This window comes from Nitrospira sp., from assembly GCA_029194675.1.
Taxonomy (GTDB): Bacteria; Nitrospirota; Nitrospiria; order Nitrospirales; family Nitrospiraceae; genus Nitrospira_D.
The window spans coordinates 51,461-75,560 of record JARFXP010000003.1 but is presented as its reverse complement, the minus strand read 5'-3'; the positions used below and the strand labels follow the sequence as shown (position 1 = coordinate 75,560).

The window sequence follows — 24,100 nt, the reverse complement described above, 5'->3', positions numbered from 1 at the left end:
GCACCAACCATCCCCTGATCGCCCACCAGAGCCGATTCACAGACAGCCTTCTTGAGAACTGTAGCCAAATCTACAGTCCAAGGAGGCAGCCATGTTTACTGTTTTTCTTTCTCGCAAACGCAAATCCCTCTATCATCGCATCTGGATTCCGAAGGCTCTTCGGCCATTCTTCCATGGTCGTGCAGAGGTCTTGAGAAGCCTCAAGACTCTTAACAAAGAAGAGGCTCGTTGGCGTGCTCACCTGTTGGAAAGTCAAGCGAAGCGGGTCTTCCTCACGCTCAAAAGACATGGACATTCGATGACCCCAGAACAAATTGATTGCCTCATAGCTCGCTGGCTGGATACGCCTCTTGAAGAGGCAGAGGACTATCGTGCAAGCTTGCGTCCCATCTCAGATGACCAACGTAGGAGTCTTTCTTGTCCTTCACGATCAACTAGAAGACGCGGCAGATAACTTACTTTCGAATGACTTTAGCCGAATTGAGAAGGAAGCAGATGAGTTACTAAAGTCAGCTGGTCTCCCACTTCTCGATCACGATTCAGCCGAGTATGGCCGACTGTGTAGGAGATTACTGAGAGTCAAGCAGAACTACGCCAGGATCGAATGGATCGATGGGAGGGACTGTACACGGAGCTGCCCCGAGCGACAGCGGACTTACCCGGTGTTCCTTCTCCCCATGTGCCCAAACCTCAAGCGGACCATCAGAAGCGTTCGGACGGTTTCACACACCTGAGGAAAACTAGGGCGTGTCATCAATTAATTTTCTAGGTTCACAAAGCCATCGTGGTGTGATTCACTCCGTCCCAGGCCGAAGGAGGGGCCTGCGGATGGTGAGACGGTACGGGTTGCGGGATGACCAGTGGGAGAAGATTGAAACCCTGTTGCCTGGGCGTGAAGGCACGGTGGGGGTGACCGCGCAGGACAACCGGCTATTTGTGGAAGCGGTGTTGTTCCGGTATCGCGCGGGAATCCCGTGGCGGGATCTGCCGGAGCGGTTCGGAGATTTCCGAGTGATCCACACGCGCCATACGCGCTGGAGTCGACGCGGCGTCTGGCAACGGGTGTTTGCGCGTCTGGCCGAGGATCTCGACAATGAATACGCGATGATCGATTCCACCATCGTCCGTGCCCACCAGCACAGCGCTGGGGCAAAAGGGGGCACCAAGTGCAGGAAGCCATCGGACGCAGCAAGGGGGGCCTGACCACGAAAATCCACGCCACCTGTGACGCGCTGGGTAATCCGACCGGGTTTCATCTCACCCCAGGACAGGCGCATGATCTGGAGGGCGCCGATGTCTTGCTACCCGGCATTGAGGCGGATACCGTCATCGCCGATAAAGCCTTCGATGCCGATGAACGGGTGATTGAACCGCTGCGAAAAGCAGGGAAGACCATCGTCATCCCACCCAAATCCAACAGAACAACCCCACGTGAATACGATCAAGACCTCTCCCGAGCCCGCCATCTGATCGAGAACTTTTTCGCGAGACTCAAGCAATTCCGTGCCATCGCCACCCGCTATGATAAACGCGCCGCCAATTTCCTCGGTGCCATCTATCTCGCTGCTTCGATGACATGGCTTAATTGATGACACGCCCTAGTCCAACCAAACTTAACGTGTGCGTCTGGGCGAGATGGCATGACGGCAAAACGTTCCAGTTCTGCCTTTGTTGATTTCGTGATATCACCATCAGAAAATAGATGATGGAGTTCAACGTAATCAGCGAGTGTAAAGGTTGTTGGTGTGGCGTGGTGGTCATGGAAGATACTTTCAATGTGGTCCGGCCAAATACAGCACTGTTCCAAGAAGCTGTTTGAAGATTTGTCCTGCGAACTGAAAAAGCTCACGGGTACTGCTAGCATCTAGTGCTAGTCCAGTGGCGATATTCGCAAGCACACCTATGGCAATGTGAATGGCATCCTTTCGTCCCATTCGTGTGACAGCTTCTTCCAGGTAGCTCAATCGACCTTCAATAGTTTCGAGCCTAGCACCAGTGAGGCTGTGGCTCTTGATGAGATAGGCTTTGATCTCGTTAAGAGCCTTCTTAAACTGAATCTGTTCGTCGGGTGTGAACGGTCGGTTGTCCTGATCGGAGGCAGATTTTATTAGTTGGGTATCACTTGAAATAGCTGCCCATAAGTCCAGTGCCTCAATTTCCTCCTTAAGATTGTCCATCCATCTCGTGAAGTGGATTTCAACCCCCATCCAGTTAAGGCTTGGTCTGACTTCTTTGATTATATTTTCACCAGGCGAGAAGGACGCTGAGTACTCTCCGCTATAATTGATTTCAATGATAAAGAAGTAGTCTGTTGAACGATGGCGCAGACAAGCATCGTTCGACTTCTCCGTAAGCTCAAAATCGGATGGGGAGAAGCTCCGTTCTTGTAGCCGGGTGAACAAGTAATTCCTCTGTGTTCTTAGGAGTACTCGGTCCTTGGGACTACCCATGTTCTTCAACGTCCAAGCTCAATTTGCTCATGTGCTAATACACTAGGTAATGAGTGGCAGTGGCCGGTATTGTAGGAAACTCCACCCACAAGGATCAACGGACAAACCTAGAAGTATACTCGGTCCATTCCCTCCTCAGTTCTACCATCTTGACCTTAGCTCGTCATACTGTAACCATGCCCAGGCTGGAGGCTTACTGGCCCGCTGCCATATCGTGGACAGATCATGCTAGTCGTGGAGGGCTCTATATGGCGGGCGGTAGCGGTATATGACGCAACCTCGGATGGGGTCTTCCGCCTGGTGTTATTGGGGTGTTACATTGGGCGGCAGATTGAGCTGAGTCGGACCAGAGAGAGACTGCCTCGCGATGCAGTCGTTAAAGCTAAGATTGGGGCGGCGCTTGAATGCCTTTCGGTTAAGGCCTATATAGTCCAACTGGTCGAGGCGCACTGGGCGGAACTGGAAAAGAAGGGACAGCTGCCGAAGGGGAAGTAATCGGAGCTCGCCCCACACAGTATGAGGAGCCCTCCCTGCGCAAGTGGCCGCGTCAGCATTTTGGTCAGAACAATTATCTGGATAAGTGATGGCAAAATCCATGGACAGTGGTAACGGTGGAATTGATCCGGTCACAATTCGGACCATACGGGAATGTCTCGAAAAGCAATTTGTAGACGTGAAGTTCAGTCAGAATATGAGACCGACATTTATCTTTAGCAGTGACATCGGCAAGGTGTCCTGGCACCTTGTCATGAACGAGGAGTTTCTAGCCGGTCACATTTCCATCGAGGAGTTGCGGCGATTCGTAGAAGACAAGGTCATTAAGAAAGTCCATCAGAATCCCGGGAAGCGAATTCAGATTTCGAAGTATAGGGACATCACCGTCGAAGAGAAAAATCTTTCGTAGTTTTCCTGCGGCGGGACAGACACACGCTGAAGGTCGACAAGTGGTCACTGCTCTCCGCCTTGCAGCACATTCTTCAGGCCTGAATCGTTAACAAGGAATCCCCTCATATCGATTGTTCACGATCACGGAGGCTCGCCGGTTATCGGCTATTGCCCTTTGCACAAACTCCACCGTGTCCCGTCGCATCTCCGCTAGCCCCCCGACAATCCTGTTATAGGGCTTCGCTCGTTTCTTGGCAGCTTCATAGGACATCTTCAACGACGTCAACAGCCGCAGCACCGGAAAGGATGCCGTGAATGATTCCATTCGTTGATGCTGTTCGGCTAACGAGGGCATGGACGACCAATGATTGCAGGACTCCGATCCCCGGCCCTCTGTCCCGGCTTTCCAATTCCGACTCATAGATCTCCTGTCCCCGCTCCCTTATTTCCTCGTGGACCCTCCACTCAGGATCCGTTAGGATCTTCAAGGTGGTTCAATACAGAAGCACCTCGTCACGGCCCTCTTCTCTATCGCCGTAGACGCCGTTCCGAGAGAGTGACGAAACGGACAGACGCTATGACAAGGCGCGGCCTCATCGTTCTGATACTCCTCATTCCCCTCTCAGGTTGTCTCGTGACGTATCGTGACTTCCCCATTGCCAATTCTCTTCCCACGAGTTCTACCACGCCTGCTCCGTGTCATCTGACGATTCAGTTTTCCTATGGTCTCAGTGAGGGAGGGAGTGATGCGTCGACATGGGGAGGAACGTACCAGTGGACCTATAGTGGCGTGTTCTCCCCGCCGGGTATCGCTGATGCCCTGCAAGCCGCGCTGGAACATGCCGCAGGCTGTAGCAGCGATCTCGTCTCCACGACATGGCCTAGGACGGAAGTCGTGATCACGGTGCGGGAAAAACCGTATCCGTGGCATTGGTACGGCGAGATTCTCGGACACCTCTCATCAATGACGTCCTTTGTCATTCCCTGTTACATTAACGAAGGCGGCTGGGAATTTTCCTACCGCGTCACTCATCGGGAGATGCTTACCAAGACGTACACCTACGACATGACGGCGAGACAGCTTTATTGGGCTGGACTACTCCCCTTCTCCTGGATGAACGTCTTCACCTACAGCCTTGAAGACGCTGTGAAATCAACCACCGCTCAATTCGTCATGGATGCCCGACGAGATGGGCACCTGGGAGGAATGAATTGATTTGTTGGCAACCTGGTCCTCGTATCCGACCCCCGTACGAGCGGTCGAGAGTGACATTAGGGACGACGCACTAAAAATGGGGACTGCGATGGACTTACGAGGCGCTGACCTATGAAGGCCGCCTGTATCCACGAATCTTGGACCGCTCGTCCTCTGGGTGGCGGTACGGCCGTGATGGAGGCTTCCGTACCAGGAGGCGCTTGATAAGTAGGAGTAGTGCCGTGATGGAAAGGGCTTGGAGGAACTTCATCATCATGTGCCTGCTTTGATTAAGGATACCGGTTCCAAGCCTGCATTGCAACGCTCGTCCTTTAATCCTGGTGCTGGTGTATCGTTGGAAGGCCGGGGGGGGTCTGGGGTGCGAGCGTGTCAATCTCCTAGGGATATTTCCTGCCGGATTCCTAGCACGCGGGACCAGGGCTCGTCGGCTGCTGGGGTCCGCAATCATGTGACTCACGCGACCGGACGGAGCGGCCATTAGCGACTCTCCTGCACGCTCATCCAACTAGCCTCCGTGACCACCGCTCAAGCCGTTGGTGCCCTCACTGATACACCATCCAATACGAACGCACCCCGTCACGCTCAGCCAGCATCCGACAGTGCCCCTCGGTCTGGCATGGGCGATCGCGTGAACCCTGGGCTGTTGCATCGTTCCCACGGGTATAATCCACAACGTATTCCTTTCGTGACGAGGAACAGCCAATCAGCGACAGGATCAGCCACAGCAACGCGCCGAGCGCGAGAGGACCTCTATATCCAGTGTGAAGCTCGTGGCCCTCTTGGGGGTATATAAACATGAACATCGTCGCCTCCTTGCCGTGCGAGTGATAAGCACAGGGGTTTGACCCATGAGCCGGTGCGTCCATCTTGCCCTAACCTACACGAGACCCAATCCTGCATCTGTGGGGCTCAGCCACCCTTCTGGTGAGTTCCCCTTGTGAATTGAGGTGAAGAACGGAGGTCCGGGATAGGCCAGGGGCGACCTGCGCAGGAGATGCAAGGCTATGCGCTAGAGGAGCCACGCCCCAGCTGCCGAACATGCCGGGGGGCTTCCGCCAGGTGTTATTAGGGTGTTACACTCGACTACAGATTGAGCTGAGTCGGACCAGAGAGAGACAAGGACAAACAAAGATACACAAAGACAAAGTCCGCATGTATCAAGGAGATAAGCGAGAATCGCCGCTCCCATCAATGGTTTCAGCGATTCCCACTTTTGCTATCCCGGCTTCGGCACCAACTTCTTCAGCTTGTCCCAAGGCTTTTTTCCGAGTCGCCATTCTTAAAATCTGCTGGCATCTCCTCTACCGTCTGTTCAGACCTGAGCCTCCAGTCGCTGCTTTGTCTCAGGAAAGCAAAAAATATGATCGAAGATGCAACGGCAATGGAGAGTAAAGGAAGACGTAGGCCAGGTATCTTCGACGACCTTGTAGTATAGCTGCTGACCGACGGTCAGCCGACACGCCAGGAATGTTTCAATCAAAAGAGCTGGCGGCTCGACGAAGAACAAACGCGAGAATTCACGAATCGCGCTTCTGCAATGAGACAATCCTCCGCTGTCCTTGTGAAAGTCGCTGCTCGTCTCTATGGGCGCTTGCGACGGGTTTCGTTGGCGCTCTACAGAAGACACGTCTCGTCCTCAATTCTCAATGTCGTCCTGTATCCGACGTATCTCTTTCAGTTTGTAGTCGTGCATCACAGGCTCCCGATGAAACCGGACCGGTTGTTCAATGATTTCCTCTTTCAAGTGAAGTCAGGGGCTGAGCTGGAAAGCCCATTACGAAGACGTGTGTCGGACAAGGAATATTGCAAGCTGTACACGGAGGAGAGGATCGGTGCGGGAACTACCACTCCAACGATCTGTGTCTTGCGGACTGCGGACGAGGTTGAGCGGTATAGGCCACCAGCGTTTCCTTGCGTGATTAAGCCGACCAATAGCTCCGGAAGGGTAATCATCGCGCGCTCCAAAACCGAGTACATTGAGGCCCTGCCCAGAATCAAGAATTGGTTTCACGAGGACTATTTTGTGTCCGATCTGGAAAAGAATTATGCCACCCTTGAACGGAAAGTCATCATTGAGGAATACATCGACGACTCTTTTTCGCTCGAAGGATCGGTTCACTGTCTGAGGGGGGAGCCGAAGCTCGTCAGCCTGATCGATCGATACACCAAGGCGCGGCAGACTTTCGATATAGCTGGAACACCTTTGGGAGTAAGCTTGTATTATCCCCTGAAAGAATTCGAGCCGGCCAGCTGGGACTTCTTGCCGGGCCTGTTGAGCCAATCGCGAATTCTGTCGGCTGAGTTCACCTATATAAGAGTGGACTTTTTTACCGATACCAAGCGGGTGCTTTTCGGCGAACTGACGAATTTGCCCGCAGGCGGGATCGGCCGATTTTATCCAGCCGATGGGGAGAAGATATTTTCAGAGGTGTTCTTTCGGCCTGCGCGCCGACAAAGTCCAGCGGCCAATTCACCGTCAAACAGTCTTTTCGCTTGTTGATCCCCAAGATGCCGTCGACCTGAGCAATGAGATCCGGTTTGGGGACAGAGACACCAAAAAACTTGGTCATCCAGGCATGCAGGTGTTCTTGGTTCCGAAACAGCCATTCATGGACCACGGTCCTCCTCCGGATCGTTTGATATCCAGCCTGTTCTACCATGCGGACGAAGTCATTTTTGAGGTAGTTGCCGACATGTCCCGTAGGAGTATTTTTTCCGACAAAGCCGTCAAGGAAACGGCTCGTGGGCGAATCAGGCGTCACCTCTACCATTAGCAGCCGTCCTCCGACCCTGAGTGTCTTTCGGGTGGCTACAAGGAACTCAAACTGTTCCTGATTCGTAAGATGATGTATTCCTGCGATGGAGATCACCGCATCAAAATAGTTTCTCCGTATGTCGGTCAAGTTGAAGTCTGTTTTGAGAATATTCCACCTGTGCAACGTAGCCGGCACAACGAAATCCGCGAAGGTGACCTGCTCATTTGTCGCCACGCTCCTTATCAGGCTGCCTTCGAAAGGAACGTTGAGGACCCGTCGGGCTTTGAGACGCTTTATCGCGTCATAGAGATATTGAATCTCGGACGCGCGAGGAGAATTATCATCGGCGTAGGCATGGATGAGGTCGTCGTTATTCCCGAATCGTTCTTGGTACGTCGTCGGCACGGCTCACCTCGATCGCTGTGCATCGAGCAAGGTTTCTCCGACCGCGCCCTTGCTTGATCGGTTTACATATCAGAGCAAACCAATTGCGACAACTCAAAAGGCCTCATGCCAAAGTAGGGGGCATAGAAACGAGCGGCAGGCACTCTGAGTTCCGTAGGAATGCGCAAGTGAGCGAGGCGACGGCATTGGTTCTGCCCGATGAGGTCGCCGAAACTCGCGGCAGAACGATGGTTGATGATCCCTCGATCTTAGTCAATAATAGGAGGGCGACCGAACGGTGCCCTGTCGGAGTAGCAGACATGCAGGCAATGGTTGTATTGTAGTCGGGCGTAGAGCATTCTAAGGCAAGGCTATTTACGATGCTGAAAGGCAGGTCAACGATGTGGTCATTTCTGCTCGCGGTTGTATTGGTTGTCCATAGTTCGGCAGCGGTGGCAGCACTCTCCGGAGAGGAACCGTATGAGGCTTTGCAGCGGGGAGACTACAGGCTCGCGGCGGGACTCTTTTACCCTCTGGCGGAGAGAGGAGATGCACGAGCGCAGTACAATCTCGGACTGCTCTATGCCAGCGGTCTGGGTGTGACGCAGGACTACCAGGCAGCGTTGAAATGGCATCGCATGGCCGCGAAGCAGGGTCACGCGGGAGCGCAAAACGAATTGGCGCAAATGTATACCAATGGACAAGGCGTTCCACAGGACTATGTTCGTGCCTATATGTGGTACAGCATCGCGGGGGAATCGTTAGGCGGTGGGTCGAAACAAGAGCTGGCGAAGGATCGAGAAAAGGTGGCATCACGTATGACTCCGGCTCAGATTCAGAAAGCGCAGGAGATGGCCCAGCGATGCTTAGAGTCGAAGCTCCAGAAATGCGACGAAAAGTAGGGTTTTTGCCACAGAACTGAAATCGCCTCTCCCCAACCCTACCTAACTCCGCCAAGCACGTAATTACCGCTGCAATCGAGAGCCAGTTTCTCGGTCTTGCGTTGGTCGGAAAAATGCGTAGAATCTGGCGCGAAGACCCATCGGGATGGCTGGAAGGCTTGGGCTTCGTGTGGTGCAACCATGAGCAAGATCCTGATTTCGTATCGTCGTGAAGATAGCGCCTATGCCATCGATCGTATCGATGAGCGGCTTGTCCAGGAGTTTGGGCGCCAGGCCGTTTTCTTAGACGTGGATTCCATCCCCCATGGCGTTGACTTTCGCAAGTATCTGGATGAGCAGGTGGCCAAATGTGAGGTATTCCTCGCCGTGATCGGGCCAGACTGGATGGGGCCAAGAGATAGCCAGGGCAAGACCAGACTTGAAGACCCGGGAGATTTCGTGCGGCTTGAAGTTGAGTCGGCTTTGAAACGTCAGATTCCTGTAATTCCCGTGTTCGTGAGAGGGGCCTCGATCCCACCAGCCCAGCAGCTTCCGACAACCATTCAGGATTTAGCGTATCGGCATGGCCTTGCACTACGATCCGGCGCTGATTTTCGCAACGACATGAATCAGTTAATCGCGTCTCTAAAGCGAGTGATTCAGGGTCAGCAAGAAAGTCAGAAGATACCGGGACAGGCAGTGCGGGCGGTTGGTGAGGACGTGGAAAAGGCTCCGTCGGCTGGGCGACCGTCAGGTAACGCACCAGCGGACATGGTGAAAGTGCCCAAAGGGCCATTTCTGTATGGCCACGAGAAGACCCGCGAAACGATCGACCATGACTATTGGATCGACAGGTATCCCGTGACCAATAAGAAATATCGAGCCTTCATTAAAGCGGGTGGTTATAAGAATCGGCAGTACTGGTCAGATGACGGGTGGAAATGGAAGGTCGCGAATAGCATCACTGGTCCCGCCTATTGGAATGATGTGAAATGGAACAAGGGGGATCATCCTGTTGTCGGTGTCAGTTACTACGAAGCGGAGGCTTATGCCACCTGGGCCGGCAAGCGCCTCCCCACTGAGCAGGAATGGGAAAAGGCCGCCCGGGGCGAAGACGGACGCCAGTATCCCTGGGGCGAGGGATTCGACGAGAATCTATGTAACAGTTCACAGTCTGGGATTGGTCATACGACCCCGGTGACCCAGTATCCCAACGGGGTGAGCCCCCATCGGTGTTACGACATGGCGGGCAATGTCTGGGAATGGTGCGCGGACCGGTATGACGGTCATGGCCAGCGCGCGATCCGCGGCGGTTCCTGGAACTACGAACCGGTGTACCTGCGTGCTTCGGCCCGGCTCAGGTACAGCGCCGTCTACCGGCTCGACACCATCGGTTTCCGCCTTGCCCAGGACATTGAGCCCTAACCCTCTGCCCTTTGCTCTTTGACCCTTTGCCTCCAATTCGATTCTTCTGCCCCTTGTCTCTTAGGTTTATGTCATTCACACTATGGACGGCGGGTGTCTCATGAAGGTTCGACCAGGCAAGAAATCGATGGAGCGGCTGATCGTTCTTGGTGCCCTCATCCCGCTTCTGTCCGGCCTACAGCTGAGCCAGGGCCCCAGAGCGGACGATACAGGTCTGGAGCGCCCGGGATTCTCGCTGATCACCAGGGATGGCTCCGGCGATGCCGGTCAGTTCACCTCGGTTGCCGTCGGTGCCGACGGCCTCGGCCTCATCAGCTACTATGATGCGACCAACCGAGATCTAAAGGTGGCGCACTGTTCGAACCAGCTGTGCACATCCGCGACGATCAGCTCGCTGGACCGCACGGGGGACGTCGGGCAGTACACCTCTGTCGCGCTTGGGAGCGACGATCGAGGGCTTATCACATACTACGACGCCTCGAACGGAGATCTGAAGGTTGCCCATTGCCTTGATCTCGCCTGTACTTCGGCCACGCTCAAGACTCTCGACCATGCTGGGAACGTCGGACAGTACAGTTCCTTGACCATCGGCATCGACAAGCTGCCCCTCATCACCTACTACGATGTCACGAACGGAGATTTAAAGGCCGCGCATTGCACCGATGTGGCCTGTGAGGCCGCGACGATTACCGTTCTCACGTTTCTGCAGGCAGAGGGGAACGTCGGCCTGTACACGTCGGTTACTATCGCTATGGGCCAGGGCGTCATCAGCTATTACGATGCGACCGACCACTACCTGAAGTCAGCCCTCTGTCCTGATTTAGCTTGCACTGAACCGACTCTCACGACGACCCCCGATAAAACCGCCGATGTGGGCCAGTACAGCTCCGTGACGGTCGGGACGGATAGTCGGCCCCTCATCAGCTACTACGATGCGACGAACGGCGATCTCAAAGTGATCCACTGCGAGGAGGTCCTGTGCGTCTCCCCGACGCGCACCGTTCTTGAGAGCGAAGGCAATGTCGGCCAGTACACGTCCATCGTGATTGGAGCCGATGGGCTGGGCCTCATCAGTTACTACGACGTGACGAACGGGGATTTGAAGGTGGCCCACTGTGGCGATGTCGCCTGTACCTCCGCTACCCTTGCCGCGCCGGACAGTACCGGTAACGTCGGCTCGTACACGTCCGTTGCCATCGGGAAAGATGGTCTACCGCTCATCAGTTATTACGACGTCACCAACGGCGATCTGAAGATTTCTCATTGTGGCAATGTGGGGTGCACCGAGGCGACTGTGACCCAGTTGGACGGAGCAGCTATTAACGTCGGCGCATCCTCCTCGATGGTCCTTGGATCCGACGGCAAGGCATTGATCAGCTACTACGATGCGACGAACGGCGACCTCAGGGTGGCCCACTGCGCTGACCTGACCTGCGCCTCTGCCACGGTGACGACCGTTCAGGGCCAGGACAATGTTGGTCAATACAGTTCCGTGACGATCGGCGCAGATGGGCTTCCTCTCATCAGCTATTACGATGCGACGAACGGGGATCTGAAAGTGGCGCACTGCCAGGATCTGATCTGCATCTCCGCGATGTCCTATGCGTTAGACCAGGCAGGTCAGGTCGGTCAGTTTACGTCGGTGACGATCGGGACTGACGGCCGAGGTCTCATCAGCTACTACGACGCCACGAATGGAGATCTGAAAGTGGCGCATTGTGATGATCTCGTCTGTAGCTCAGCCACGGTGACCACCTTGGCCGGCAAGGACGACGTCGGTCAGTTCACCTCGATCACGATCGGTGCCGATGGCCTGGCGCTCATCACCTACTATGACGTCACCAACCAGGACCTGAAAATAGCACATTGTGTCGATGTTGCCTGTGGTTCTGCGACAGAAAGCACGGTGGATAGTAGGGGCGATGTCGGCCAGTATGGCTCCGTTGTGATTGGGGCCGACGGGTTTGGTTTAATCAGCTACTACGATGCGACAAACGGTGACTTGAAAGTGGCCCACTGCGCAGATCTTGTCTGTCGCTCGTCCAGAGTCGGCACACTTCACAGCCAGGACGACATCGGTCGATTCTCTTCGATCACTATTGGTGCTGATGAACGGGGGTTGATCAGCTATTATGATGCAACGAACGGGGACTTACGAGTCGCTCGCTGCGCCGATGTTGGCTGTGAAACGGTCACCCACGCGGCTGTCCAGAGCTGGGACGATGTCGGCCAGTTCACGACGATTACGATCGGCACGGATGGCCGACCCTTGGTCAGCTACTACGACGCCACGAACGGCGACCTGAAAGTGGCCCACTGTTCCAACCGCTTCTGTGTTCCCTATCATCGGCGTTGAAAAGAGGCACTTCCAATATCACTGGTCTTGTGCCTGATGGTTCCTGTCTACGACGAACGAAGATGTCGGATCGCTCCCAAGGTCTTTTCGATTTCCTGTGGTGAGTTCAGGAGACTCGGCGCGAGCCTGGCATACTGCGTCGCGTACGGTGTCACGCTGCCGACTATCTTACGCTGTCGCAGCTTCTCCACGATCTGACGAGGAGTCATTCCAGCCACCTCGAAGCAGACGATCCCGGCCGAAAGATCCTGCGATATCGGTGTGTGCAGGGTGACATGGGGCATGGCTGCCAAGCCTTGCTTCAGCTGCTGATTCAGTTCGTAGATGCGCTGCGTCACTTTAGCTTTCCCGATGGCTTGATGAAAGTTGAAGGCTTCGTCCAGCGCCCAGCGATGTTCGAATGAATGGAACCCGCCGGGTGTCATATAAGTGGCTTGTGGAAGGCCATGCGTAGAACCGTTCTTCAGCCACTGGTCAAATGCTTGCGTGTCGAACGTCGGAATGATCGGCTGGGCAACGGGCCAGGCCTGAGGATGGCCCCAAACGAGACCGGTTCCACGAGGGCCGAACATACATTTGTGGGTTCCGGCGATCAGAAAATCACAGCCGAGCCGGCTGAGCCGAAAGTCCTCCACCCCTAAGGCATGAACCCCATCCACACAGAAGATGACCCGATCTTGCTCGTCCCTCGAGCGATTGAGGGATTGGATTGCATCTGCCATCTCACGAATCGGCAGTTTGAGTCCCGTGCTGGAATGGACCCAGGTGACGGCCACGATACGTGTCGCGGGGGTGATGCTTTTTTGTAGGGAATCGACCAGCTCGTCGCGAGATACCGTTTTGATCGAACGATAGAGAGGGATCTGCCGCACGGTAGCACCAGTCCGTTCGGCTCGAAGACGCAGAGCAGTCTCTGTCGAATAATGGTCGTGCGTCGTCGTTAGAATTTCCTGTCCCTGGCGAAGCGCCAAGCCGCCATAGAGCAAACCCAACCCCATCGTCGTACTGTCGGTCAAGGCGATATCGAGAGGGTCCGCATCCAGATAGTCGGCAGCTGCCTGAAGCACCTTCGCTTCTTGCTTCTCTTCGTGTTGGTACCAATAGCCGATGGGATCCGCGTCCAGGCCGGCGCGATGCCCTTCGATCGCTTCGCGTACCGGGGTGGGATGGGATGCGAGAAAAAACGCGGCGAGATGGATGAGCTGAGGAGACAAAGGAAACTGCGTCCGAAAGTCTTCCCAATTTTTGAACCTGTACTGCGGGGGCTGTTGATCGGCAATCGCGCGAGAGTAGGCACCAGCCAGAACCGCTGTGCCCAAGGCCAATCCCGTCCGCACAAGGAAACCGCGACGTCCAATATCAGTCATACGAACCTCCAGGTCAGGGCTGACAGCTGTACTCTACTGCTTGTCCAGAAAGTCAGGCAAGGAACGAGCGGAACCATTCGAGCGGACCAACGGGCAGCAATATAGGAGGCGACCCTGCTAGGACTGGTAGGTTTCCATGGGAGGACAACTACACACGAGATGGCGGTCACCGTAGGCTTCGTCGATGCGGCTCACGCTCGGCCAGAACTTGTTGCTCCTGAGCCAGGGAGCGGGAAACGCTGCCTGCTCGCGGCTATAGGGACGATTCCACTCCGTCGCCGTCACGATCGCGGCGGTATGAGGGGCATTCTTCAGCAGATTGTTCGTCCGTGGCTGACGCCCATCCACGATCTCTTGAATTTCGGCACGGATCAGGATGAGTGCTTCGCAGAATCGATCGAGTTCGCTCTTAGCTTCACTTTCCGTCGGTTCGATCATGAGCGTGCCGGCCACCGGGAACGAAACGGTCGGCGCATGGAAGCCATAGTCCATCAATCGCTTGGCGACATCCATCGCCTCGATACCGGCGCTTTCCTTGAATTCACGCAGATCCAGGATGAACTCATGAGCTACCAGCCCGGAGTCCCCCTTGTAGAGGATCGAATAATGCTTCTCCAACCGCTTCGCCATGTAGTTGGCATTGAGGATGGCCACCTGTGTGGCTTTGGTCAATCCGTCACGCCCCATCAAGGCGATGTATGCCCAGGAGATCGGAAGGATATTCGGACTGCCGAAGGGGGCTGCTGCCACCGGGCCGATGGATTGAGGCCCACCGAGTTTGACCACAGGATGTCCCGGTAGAAACGGCACGAGGTGCCGTGCCACTCCGATCGGTCCCACGCCAGGCCCTCCACCTCCATGGGGAATACAAAACGTCTTATGGAGGTTGAGATGGCAAACATCGGCCCCGATGTCGCCCAGGCGGCAAAGACCGACCATGGCATTCATATTGGCCCCATCGATATAGACTTGACCGCCATGGGTATGGACGATTTGGCAAATCCGCCGCACGCTTGCCTCAAACACCCCGTTGGTTGATGGATACGTGAGCATCAAGGCCGATAATCGGTCTCGATAGTGAGCGGCCTTGGTCTCCAAGTCGGCGACATCTACATTTCCGTTTCGATCGCATGCGACGACGACAACCTCCATGCCGACCATGGCGGCGCTGGCAGGGTTCGTGCCGTGGGCCGATACTGGGATCAAGCAGACGTCGCGATGTGTTTCTCCCTTCGCTCGATGGTAGGCTCGGATCATCATCAGGCCCGAATATTCGCCCTGAGATCCGGCGTTCGGTTGAAGCGAGAAGGCCGCAAATCCGGCAATCTCGGCCAGCCACGATTCGAGCTGTCCGAACAAGGTTCGATAGCCGAGCGTTTGCTCAGCCGGCGCGAATGGATGCAGCCGAGCGAACTCCGGCCAGGTCACCGGCAGCATTTCAGCGGTGGCATTCAGTTTCATCGTGCAGGAGCCCAGCGGAATCATCGAGTGGACGAGTGACAGGTCCTTTGCCTGCAATCGGTGGAGATAACGGAGCATCTCATGCTCGGAGTGATAGCGATGGAAAACCTCGTGCGTCAGATAGCTACTGCTTCTGACCAAGGGAGATGAGTAGCTGAGATCGATGGCCGCGGCGAGATCGGAAAGACGGAACGGCCACTGGTCATGACCGACAAAGATTTGCAGGAGGCGCTGCACTTCCTCCTCGGAGCTGACTTCGTCGAGCGAAACGCCGATCGAGCCGTCCTCATAGTGCCGGAAATTGATTCGCTGTTCATTCGCCCGCGCTGCGATTTGATCAGCTTGAGTCTTTGGTACTGGTACCCGAATTGTATCGAAGAAGACTTTCGGCAAGACGTCGAACCCAAGTCGACGCAGACCTTCAGCCAGCAGCAACGTGAGGCCATGCACACGTTCGGCGATCCGACGCAACCCGTCCGGCCCGTGGTACACCGCATACATGGCGGCCATGACGGCCAACAAGACTTGAGCCGTACAGATGTTACTGGTGGCCTTCTCCCGTCGGATGTGTTGCTCCCTCGTCTGAAGCGAAAGCCTGATGGCCGGTTTGCCGGTCACATCTTTTGAGATACCCACGAGACGACCCGGCACCTGCCGTTTGTACTCCTCTCTGGTAGCCAGAAACGCGGCATGAGGGCCACCGAAGCCGATTGGGACGCCGAACCGTTGTGTCGAGCCGACGGCAATATCAGCGCCGAATTCCCCGGGTGACCGCAGCAGAGTCAGGGCGAGAAGATCGGTCGCAACCGCCACTCGAACACCGGCTTCATGAGCCTGCGTGACCAATGTGCTGAAATCACCCACATAACCGTCCGTAGCCGGGTACTGCAACAGAATGCCGCACAGCTGAGGACGCGAGCAATCAACGGACGAGGCGACGCCGGTCTTGATGACGATACCCAGTGGTTCGGCTCTGGTCTGCAACACCGCCAAGGTCTGTGGATGACAGTCCCGCGAGACAAAGAATTCGTTCCGTTCCCCGCCTGCGTTCCGGGCGATCGTGTAACACATGGCCATCGCTTCCGCTGCAGCGGTCGCTTCATCCAACAGCGAGGCATTCGCCAGAGGCAGACCGGTCAAGTCCGCCACCATGGTCTGGAAGTTCACGAGCGCCTCTAAGCGGCCTTGTGAGATTTCGGCTTGGTATGGGGTGTATTGCGTATACCATGCCGGATTTTCTAGGATGTTTCGCTGGATCACGCCCGGGGTGACGCAATCGTAGTACCCCATGCCGATCAGCGATCGGTAGACCTTGTTTTGGGACGCGATGCCTTTCAGGCGGCCCAGGACCGCCTGCTCGCCGTCACCGACCGGAACATCCAAGGGTCCACGAAGACGAAGGTCTGGGGGAATGGCCGTATCGGCCAACGTGTCGAGCGAGGGTAGGCCGAGCACTGCCAGCATCTCCTGTGTATCAGCCCTTGTGGGACCCAGGTGCCGGTGAATAAAGTCATCAGTCGGTCGGAGCCAATTCGGAGCTGTCATGAAGTCGGCTACCTTCTGTTTTGTTCGGAAGGGATGTGTTGAGACTGCTTCTGCCAATTGGGCAAGGTACCATGCGATCAGCCCTATTTCCAAGAGCGGACCCGTTTTCGGGGATGATTTCGTAGTGGTCATGGTGATTGGTGCGTTGCAAGAAGGCCTTATCCGAGGCAGCCATCGGGTTAGGCAAGCATTCCGCTGGGCAAATCGTCTTGCAGAGCCGCGGGCTTTGATTGCTTTTCGGTTAATTCACGCTATTGTTAGCTCATACCTTCAGTCCGGAGAGCTGGCCTATGATCGCCATGAAGCGGGGCTCCGATGGATGAAAGGACAGAGAAGGGATCGCCGCATCGCTTCTCTATGGTAAAGCCTATCGTCATAGCGCTTGTTCTCGGTACTACCGCGATCATCGGATACGTGGGATATGCCATTGTCAAGAACCAGAGCCTGGTATTCAGCTTTCTGGCTCTTCATCTACCGAGAAGTCAGCCTAGCGTGGTTCTCACAGACTCGCAATCGAAGCCCTTCCAGCCCGATGTCCGTCTGACTCGTGAAGGGATCGACCTTCTTCTCGACGCACTCGACGAGGCTGTTCGACGAAAGGATGTCGACGGCGTCCTGCGCCACATTACTCACGACGCGACCATCACCATTCATCTGAAACAAGGCCCGCAACAACAGATGGCCTTGCTGACGCGGGCAGACTACCGGAAGACCCTCGCCATGAGCTTCGCCTTTCCCAGCGCCAACGACTTTACTCGTACGAATACGTCCGTCTCGTTGGCCTCGGATGAGCGAAGCGCGAAAGTGTCCTTCAAGTCGACCGAGACACTTCGGCAGGCCAATCGGGAATTCAAGACGGAAGGCGAAGAAACGCTGGTTTTCAATATCCGCGACGGTAAGCCCATGATTACCTCTCTGGAACAGACGTTCCCTGGGGATTCGACCTAGCCACGGCTTCGGGAACGATCGAGCCCATCTGGACGCTGCAAGATTCACATTCATCGGTCTGGTATAATCACCCCGCTGCTCAACATGTGTGGAGTGTGTATGCGGGTGCTTGTCATAGAGGATGAAACCAAAGTCGGCTCTTTTATTCAGCGAGCGCTTGAAGAAGAAAGCTATGCCGTCGACCTCTGTGAGGACGGAGCCAAAGGGTTAGAGATGGCCCTGGTGATCAATTACGACCTCCTGGTCGTCGACGTGATGTTGCCGTCTATGTCCGGTCTGGATGTGCTTAAGAATATCCGCCGGGAACGGATCCACACCCCGGTGTTGATTCTCTCGGCTCAATCCCAGATCGACCAACGGGTCAAAGGGCTGGATGCCGGCGCCGACGATTACTTGACCAAACCGTTTGCGATCGATGAACTCCTGGCGCGCGTGCGGGCACTCTTGCGCCGTGGAGCATCCGAGAGCCCGGGAATCCTCCAGGTGGAGGACTTGGTTCTCAACCCGGCGACCCGTGACGTCACCCGGGGGGGGCAACGTATCGATTTGACGCTGAAAGAGTATGCGTTACTCGAATATCTGATGCGCCATACCGGCCGCGTGCTCACCAGGCCCATGATCTCCGAACACGTGTGGAATCAAGACTTCGATACCTTCACCAACGTCATTGATGTCTATGTCAACTACCTTCGGAATAAAATCGATCGAGGCCGAACCAAGAAATTGATCCATACCATTCGCGGTAGCGGGTATATGCTGAAGGCCGATTAGTACAATCCCGAGGCAACCATCGCTCTCGTGCTTCGGCTCCGAGATGGCTAAACCGACAGGAAGGCTCTGCGACGGTATCAGTTCGTCACCAGCGACCAGGAGCTGACCTATGCCGCTACGTGTTCGACTGACCCTCTGGTACGGGACCGCCCTTGCCATGGTCCTCATGGCTTTCTCCGTGGTGCTGTACGCCATGACCGCGCGAAATTTGCGCGACGCCGTCGATCAATCCCTGGAAGAAACGGCGACGACGGCTGTGCGGTCGCTCGAAGAGCGTGGGTTTCTTCCTCTGATCAGTGAAGACGAACTCCTTTCCCAATTTCCCGAACTGACGCGTATCGATAAGTTCTTCCAGATCTTCAGCCCCTCCGGCACCATATCGATCCGTTCTCCCAACATCAAACAACATGAAGTTCCACTCAGCCGGACCGCTCTCGATACCGCATTCGCCGGACAGAGCATTTTTGAGTCGGCCAAGTATCCTAATGAGCCTCCGTTGCGGCTGATCTCTATGCCGATTATGTATGAGCGTAGGCTCTTGTATATCGTGCAAGTCGGCACGTCGATGGAATCGGTCGGAGAAACCCTCCATCGATTCTTGATTCTGCTTGTCGTGGCCATCCCGATCGCCCTGACCGTGTCCCTCGCGGGGGGATGGTTCTTGGCAGGGCGAGCGTTACGTCCTGTCGATAAGATTACGCTTGCCGCGCAGCGCATTGCCGCCGGTGATCTCAGCCAACGTCTCAGCATGCCGGCGGCTCACGACGAAATCGGTCGCCTGGCCGCCACCTTCAACAACATGATCGGTCGACTGGATGCCTCGTTCAGCCAAATCCGTCAATTCACGAGTGATGCGTCGCATGAGTTACGGACCCCTCTCACGGTGATGAAGGGTGAGACGGACTTGGTTCTACGGCGACCTCGTGCACTCGAAGACTATAAGTCGGTGCTTGAGAGCAATTTGGAAGAGATTGATCGAATGAGCAGAATCGTCGATGAACTGTTGTTCCTCTCCCGTGCCGACATGGGAGAAGTCAAACTGGAGTCGTTACCCGTTGGGATGGAGTCTCTCGTCGAAGATATTCATCGTCAGGCCACACAGCTCGGGCAGGACCGAAATATCGAGGTTGTCCTGGGAACAGTGATGCCGGTGGTTGTGCAAGGCGACGACTTGCGGCTTCGCGAGTTGCTGCTCAATCTTGTTGAGAATGCGATGAAGTATTCGCACCAGGGAGGAAAGGTTGAGATCTCACTGTTGAATGATGGCCGAGAGGCCAGGCTGTCGGTCACGGACCATGGCATCGGCATTGCCCCGGCGGACCACATGCGGATTTTCCAACGCTTCTTCCGCACAGACGTCGCTCGCGCCCACACGAAGAAGGGAACGGGTCTCGGCCTCGCCATTTGTGCTTGGATCGCCGATTTGCACAAGGGGCGGGTAGAAGTCAAAAGCGATCTCGGCCAGGGATCAACCTTCACGGTTGTGCTACCGCTCGCCCATTCCGGTGCTTAACGGAGTTTAATCCCCGACTAATCTTCCTCTCATTACCGGTTGTTAGCTTCTCGCCTGTGGGGCTAGAAGAGAATTCCCCCTTGCAGTAGCACTCACGGATTACGGATTTTCAACCAATCGGTCTTGAAGGAGGAGGTAGGTATGTCAGCACATTTTAATCGTACGATCTGTTCGATGATCGGAATCGGCTTCCTGAGCGGCGCCCTGGTGTGGGGCGGCTACTCATTCACCTCATCTCAGGCATTCGACGGCCCCTCTGCCGCTGCCGTGCCCGTGGCTGCTACCGCTCCGACGAACGGCTTTACGGATGTCGCCAAACAGGTGACTCCGGCGGTCGTCAACATCACGACTGTGATGACGGAGAAAGCTTCGGAGGGATTTTCTGTGCCTGACGCGCTACGAGACCGAATGGAAGAATTCTTCGGAAAACCTTTCGGGCCTCGTGGGCGGGGACCATCCGACCCTTTTGAACATCGAGGGCCTCGGAGAGGACAAGGGTCGGGCGTCATTATCTCTCCGGATGGATATATCTTGACGAATAATCATGTGATCGCCAAGGCCCGTGAAGTGAATGTCATACTCCCCGACAAACGTGAGTTCAAGGGCAAGATCATCGGCACCGACCCAAAGACGGACCTTGCGGTGGTCAAGATCAACGCGACCGACCTTCCCGCGTTGTCCTGGGGTGATGCGTCACGCTTGCAAGTCGGCGAGTATGTGTTGGCCGTCGGCAATCCATTTGGACTGAATTCCACCGTGACCCTCGGAATTGTGAGCGCGGTCGGCCGAGGCCACATGGGCATCACTCAGTATGAGGATTTCATTCAAACAGATGCCGCCATCAATCCGGGCAACTCGGGCGGTGCCTTGGTCAATACCAGAGGTGAGCTCGTGGGCATTAATACGGCAATTTTCTCCCAGACAGGCGGCTATCAAGGCGTTGGTTTTGCCGTATCAACAACTATGGCCAAACCAATCTATGAGAGTCTGCTCAAGACAGGCAAGGTTGTCCGAGGGTATCTCGGTGTCGGCATTCAGGACCTGAACCAGGACCTGGCGAAGTCATTCACTATCAAGGATTCCAAAGGCGCCTTGGTCAGCGATGTCCGGGAAGACAGCCCGGCTGAACAGGCGGGACTGAAGCAGGGAGACGTCATTGTCGAGTATCACGGCACTCCTGTGGAGGATGGGGTCGCGTTGCAGCGACTGGTGACCAGGACTTCGATCGGCACTACAGTGCCGGTGAAAGTGATTCGCGACAGTCAAGAACGTGAGATGACGGTCAAGATTGGTGAGCAGCCGGATGAAACGAGAGTCGCCAAGGTTGAAAGTGGCGAAACGGACGCTGCCTTGTCGGGACTCGCAGTCGAAGACTTAGATCAGGCTACCTCCAAGGAACTCGGCCTCAAGGGGAAGCGAGGCGTGGTGGTGACAAGGGTTGCTCCGGACAGCGGAGCGGAGAAGGCGGGACTCCTGCCGGGCGATGTCATTCGGGAGATCAACCGGCAGCCGATCAAGTCTGTGAAGGACTTTGAGAAGGTGTCTTCCGACGTCAAAAAGGGAGACAGCGTGCTGATCTTGGTCAATCGGCGCGGGAATCAGCTGTTCCTATCTGTGAAAGTGTAATCCTGTGAAGGAGCAAAAAAAGGGAGCGGGTCGGATGACCTGCTCCCTTTTTCAACAGTGCTAATCGAACACCACCGTCTTCCTGCCATATACCAAGACACGCCGTTCGATATGTCGCCGGACGGCGCGCGCCAACACGATTTCCTCCAGATCGCGTCCTTTGCGCACGAGATCTTCTACGGTATCCCGGTGGCCCACACGAATCACGTCTTGCTCAATGATGGGACCCTCATCCAGATCCTGAGTGGCGTAGTGCGCCGTCGCTCCAATGATCTTCACGCCACGGTCGTAAGCCTGCCGGTAGGGATTAGCTCCGACAAAGGCCGGAAGAAAGGAATGGTGAATGTTGATGACCGGGCAGCCGACCTGCGCTAAAAAATTCGCGGTGAGGATCTGCATGTAGCGAGCCATGACCACGAGTTCCACACGGTGCTCTTTCAGAAGCGCCAAGACTTGTCTTTCCTGTTGCGGCTTGGTCTCCTTGGTAACGGGATACACGGCAAACGGGATCTTGAAGAGATCGGCCCAGCTTGCACAGGTGTCGTGATTTGAGATGATCACGGGAATATCGATGTGCAATTCGCCTCGACGGTGCCGCTGGAGCAGATCGGCCAGACAGTGATCCTGTTTCGACACCAACATGCCGACACGAGTCCGTCGACTGGACGGATGCACTTCATAGTGCATGTCGTACACTTTCGCGATCGGAGCAAACGCGGCCGGAATATCGTCCGGCGGAATTTGAAATCCTTCCGCCGCGAACTCCATCCGCATCAGGAAATCGTTCGTCTCTTCGTCAGTGTGATGGTCGGAGTCGAGAATGTTGCCGCCGAAATCGTGAATGAACCCGGACACTCGCGCGACGATGCCTTTCCGGTCTTTGCACTGGATCAGCAGGACAACGGAGTCTTTCTTCGGAGCCGTCACCGGTGTTCGCTCCTGTGAGGTGGTCGTTTGCAGTGTAGCAGATCGGAGGAACGGAACGCTCAGGACGCAGATTTCCTGACGATGCATCCAACGAGATCATAGGCTGCTGCATCGGTGATTTCGACGGTGCAGAAATCGCCTGGCTTGGGAGAAAGCATTTCGAGGCGGGAATGGTGTACGTGAGTGCTCGAAGCTGAGTCTTCGTCGATGTAGACGACACCGTCGATTTCTGGCGCGAGCCCTTCGTGACGACCTTCCAACACATGTTCTGTCTCTTCCGATCGTCCATCAATCAGCACGTCGATAGTGGTGCCGATTTTGGCCCGGCCTCTAGTGGCGGAAATGGATTCTTGGAGGGAGAGGAGGACATTGCGGCGTTCGTCCATAACGTCCCGCGCGACTTTGTCGCCCAAATCAGCCGCTCCGGTCCCTTCCTCGTCCGAGTAATGGAACACGGCGACTCGGTCGAACTCCGTCTGTTCCACGTAGTCGAGCAGCTCGGTGAAGGCGGCGTCGGTTTCTCCAGGAAAACCGACGATGAAGGCGGTTCGAAAGGCCACCGCGGGAATACGGGTACGGATACGATCGACCAAGGCTTCGAGCGCGGCGCGGTCACCCAGACGATGCATGCGTTTGAGCATGCGGTCATTGATGTGCTGAAGAGGCATGTCGATATACTTGGTAATCTTTTCTTCCCCCGCATACAGATCCAGCAGATCGTCCGTGACTTGCTGAGGGTACAGGTAGAACGGTCTGATCCATCGGAGTTTCTCAACCTTCACCAATGAGCGGAGCAGTTGAACCAGACCTTGGCGAAGACCAAGATCGACGCCGTAGTTGATGGTGTCTTGTGAGATCAGATTGATCTCTTTGACGCCTTCCTCAGCCAGTTGGCGTGCTTCTGCGACAATGGATTCCACCGGTCGGCTGCGCTGTTTGCCGCGCATCAGTGGAATGGCGCAGAAGGTGCAATTACGGTTGCATCCTTCGGCGATTTTCACATAGGCGCTATGCTGCTTGCCGAGTCTCAGTCGTGGCGCCAGCTCGTCATAGAGATAGGGCGGCTGACTGATCCAAAGGCGCCGATGCCGCTTCTTGGGGGCTAGGAGGTCCCGGCAGATGTCGGCAATCCTGCCGAACTCCCCGGTGCCGACTACCGCATCCAATTCCGGTAACTCCTTGAGCAAGTCTCCTTGATACCGCTGGGCTAAGCAACCGGCTGCAATCAGGACACGGCAGGTTCCTGTTTTCTTCAGATGCCCATGTTCGAGGACGGTGTTGATCGATTCTTCTTTCGCCTCTTCGATGAAGCCGCAGGTATTGACGATGACCACGTCGGCTTGTTTCGGGTCACCGGTCAGTTGAAATCCCTCCTTCACGAGAGACCCGAGCATGATTTCCGAGTCGACCTGGTTTTTTGAACAGCCAAGATTTACAAACCCGATCGTCGTTTTCTTGGGACTGGCTCCGATCAAGGATCGGTGCCTGTCCCTTTGGGCTATCGGTTTCGTACGCCGTGGAATGATCAGTGGATGAGACATGGGGGTAGTCTACGGGAGGGTCAAAAAGTCTGTCAAATAGACCCTTGC

General features: G+C 55.5%; 19 protein-coding genes. 13 read left to right on the top strand and 6 right to left on the bottom strand.

Annotated features, from left to right (window positions below; all coding sequences use genetic code 11):
* The first annotated feature begins 831 nt into the window (after window positions 1-831).
* Window positions 832-1,589, top strand: a protein-coding gene (locus P0120_15285; GenBank protein ID MDF0675683.1) for an IS5 family transposase whose coding sequence is annotated in 2 segments (ribosomal slippage) — window positions 832-1,170 and window positions 1,173-1,589 — 756 coding nt in all. Because the reading frame shifts where the segments join, the coding sequence is not laid out codon by codon here.
* 183 nt (window positions 1,590-1,772) lie between these two features.
* On the opposite strand, the gene P0120_15280 is transcribed toward P0120_15285, so the two are convergent.
* Complete coding sequence (locus P0120_15280; protein ID MDF0675682.1) at window positions 1,773-2,402, bottom strand: hypothetical protein; 630 nt, start codon at window positions 2,400-2,402, stop codon at window positions 1,773-1,775.
* A 273-nt stretch (window positions 2,403-2,675) separates the two neighbouring features.
* On the opposite strand from P0120_15280, the gene P0120_15275 reads away from it, so the two are divergent.
* Together P0120_15275 and P0120_15270 are read left to right on the top strand one after the other, a co-directional pair.
* On the top strand, window positions 2,676-2,945 hold the full coding sequence (locus P0120_15275) for a hypothetical protein (GenBank protein ID MDF0675681.1): 270 nt from the start codon (window positions 2,676-2,678) through the stop codon (window positions 2,943-2,945).
* An 88-nt stretch (window positions 2,946-3,033) separates the two neighbouring features.
* The gene (locus tag P0120_15270; protein ID MDF0675680.1) at window positions 3,034-3,354 is read left to right on the top strand and encodes a hypothetical protein; all 321 of its coding nucleotides are present in this window, start codon (window positions 3,034-3,036) and stop codon (window positions 3,352-3,354) included.
* 87 nt (window positions 3,355-3,441) lie between these two features.
* Here the strand turns inward: P0120_15270 and P0120_15265 are convergent, their stop codons facing one another.
* On the bottom strand, window positions 3,442-3,756 hold the full coding sequence (locus P0120_15265; GenBank protein ID MDF0675679.1) for a hypothetical protein: 315 nt from the start codon (window positions 3,754-3,756) through the stop codon (window positions 3,442-3,444).
* A gap of 213 nt (window positions 3,757-3,969) precedes the next feature.
* Between P0120_15265 and P0120_15260 the strand changes: the two genes are divergently transcribed.
* From P0120_15260 to P0120_15235, 6 genes are all read left to right on the top strand, one after another.
* Window positions 3,970-4,551: a hypothetical protein gene (locus tag P0120_15260; GenBank protein ID MDF0675678.1), complete on the top strand. Its 582-nt coding sequence runs from the start codon at window positions 3,970-3,972 to the stop codon at window positions 4,549-4,551.
* A 1,537-nt stretch (window positions 4,552-6,088) separates the two neighbouring features.
* Window positions 6,089-7,051 carry an ATP-grasp fold amidoligase family protein gene (locus P0120_15255; protein ID MDF0675677.1) on the top strand — a complete coding sequence of 321 codons (963 nt, stop codon included), beginning with the start codon at window positions 6,089-6,091 and terminating at the stop codon, window positions 7,049-7,051.
* Window positions 7,052-7,394: 343 nt separating this feature from the next.
* Window positions 7,395-7,769 carry a hypothetical protein gene (locus P0120_15250; protein ID MDF0675676.1) on the top strand — a complete coding sequence of 125 codons (375 nt, stop codon included), beginning with the start codon at window positions 7,395-7,397 and terminating at the stop codon, window positions 7,767-7,769.
* Between the two features lie 323 nt (window positions 7,770-8,092).
* On the top strand, window positions 8,093-8,593 hold the full coding sequence (locus P0120_15245) for a tetratricopeptide repeat protein (protein MDF0675675.1): 501 nt from the start codon (window positions 8,093-8,095) through the stop codon (window positions 8,591-8,593).
* 180 nt (window positions 8,594-8,773) lie between these two features.
* Window positions 8,774-9,997: an SUMF1/EgtB/PvdO family nonheme iron enzyme gene (locus P0120_15240; GenBank protein MDF0675674.1), complete on the top strand. Its 1,224-nt coding sequence runs from the start codon at window positions 8,774-8,776 to the stop codon at window positions 9,995-9,997.
* A gap of 100 nt (window positions 9,998-10,097) precedes the next feature.
* On the top strand, window positions 10,098-12,353 hold the full coding sequence (locus tag P0120_15235; protein ID MDF0675673.1) for a hypothetical protein: 2,256 nt from the start codon (window positions 10,098-10,100) through the stop codon (window positions 12,351-12,353).
* Window positions 12,354-12,400: 47 nt separating this feature from the next.
* Here the strand turns inward: P0120_15235 and P0120_15230 are convergent, their stop codons facing one another.
* Complete coding sequence (locus P0120_15230; GenBank protein MDF0675672.1) at window positions 12,401-13,720, bottom strand: aminotransferase class V-fold PLP-dependent enzyme; 1,320 nt, start codon at window positions 13,718-13,720, stop codon at window positions 12,401-12,403.
* A 117-nt stretch (window positions 13,721-13,837) separates the two neighbouring features.
* A complete protein-coding gene (gene gcvP / locus P0120_15225) occupies window positions 13,838-16,726 on the bottom strand; it encodes an aminomethyl-transferring glycine dehydrogenase (protein ID MDF0675671.1) in 2,889 nt (962 codons plus the stop codon).
* 315 nt (window positions 16,727-17,041) lie between these two features.
* On the opposite strand from gcvP, the gene P0120_15220 reads away from it, so the two are divergent.
* The 4 genes from P0120_15220 to P0120_15205 all read left to right on the top strand — a co-directional run bounded on the left by P0120_15220 (window position 17,042) and on the right by P0120_15205 (window position 21,584).
* Window positions 17,042-17,674, top strand: a complete 633-nt coding sequence (locus P0120_15220) for a hypothetical protein (protein MDF0675670.1) — start codon at window positions 17,042-17,044, stop codon at window positions 17,672-17,674.
* Between the two features lie 99 nt (window positions 17,675-17,773).
* Window positions 17,774-18,445: a response regulator transcription factor gene (locus P0120_15215; protein MDF0675669.1), complete on the top strand. Its 672-nt coding sequence runs from the start codon at window positions 17,774-17,776 to the stop codon at window positions 18,443-18,445.
* A gap of 109 nt (window positions 18,446-18,554) precedes the next feature.
* Complete coding sequence (locus P0120_15210; GenBank protein ID MDF0675668.1) at window positions 18,555-19,958, top strand: ATP-binding protein; 1,404 nt, start codon at window positions 18,555-18,557, stop codon at window positions 19,956-19,958.
* 141 nt (window positions 19,959-20,099) lie between these two features.
* Window positions 20,100-21,584: a DegQ family serine endoprotease gene (locus tag P0120_15205; GenBank protein MDF0675667.1), complete on the top strand. Its 1,485-nt coding sequence runs from the start codon at window positions 20,100-20,102 to the stop codon at window positions 21,582-21,584.
* 60 nt (window positions 21,585-21,644) lie between these two features.
* Here the strand turns inward: P0120_15205 and purU are convergent, their stop codons facing one another.
* Window positions 21,645-22,511 carry a formyltetrahydrofolate deformylase gene (gene purU / locus P0120_15200; GenBank protein MDF0675666.1) on the bottom strand — a complete coding sequence of 289 codons (867 nt, stop codon included), beginning with the start codon at window positions 22,509-22,511 and terminating at the stop codon, window positions 21,645-21,647.
* A gap of 59 nt (window positions 22,512-22,570) precedes the next feature.
* Complete coding sequence (gene rimO / locus P0120_15195; GenBank protein MDF0675665.1) at window positions 22,571-24,052, bottom strand: 30S ribosomal protein S12 methylthiotransferase RimO; 1,482 nt, start codon at window positions 24,050-24,052, stop codon at window positions 22,571-22,573.
* Window positions 24,053-24,100 lie beyond the last annotated feature (48 nt).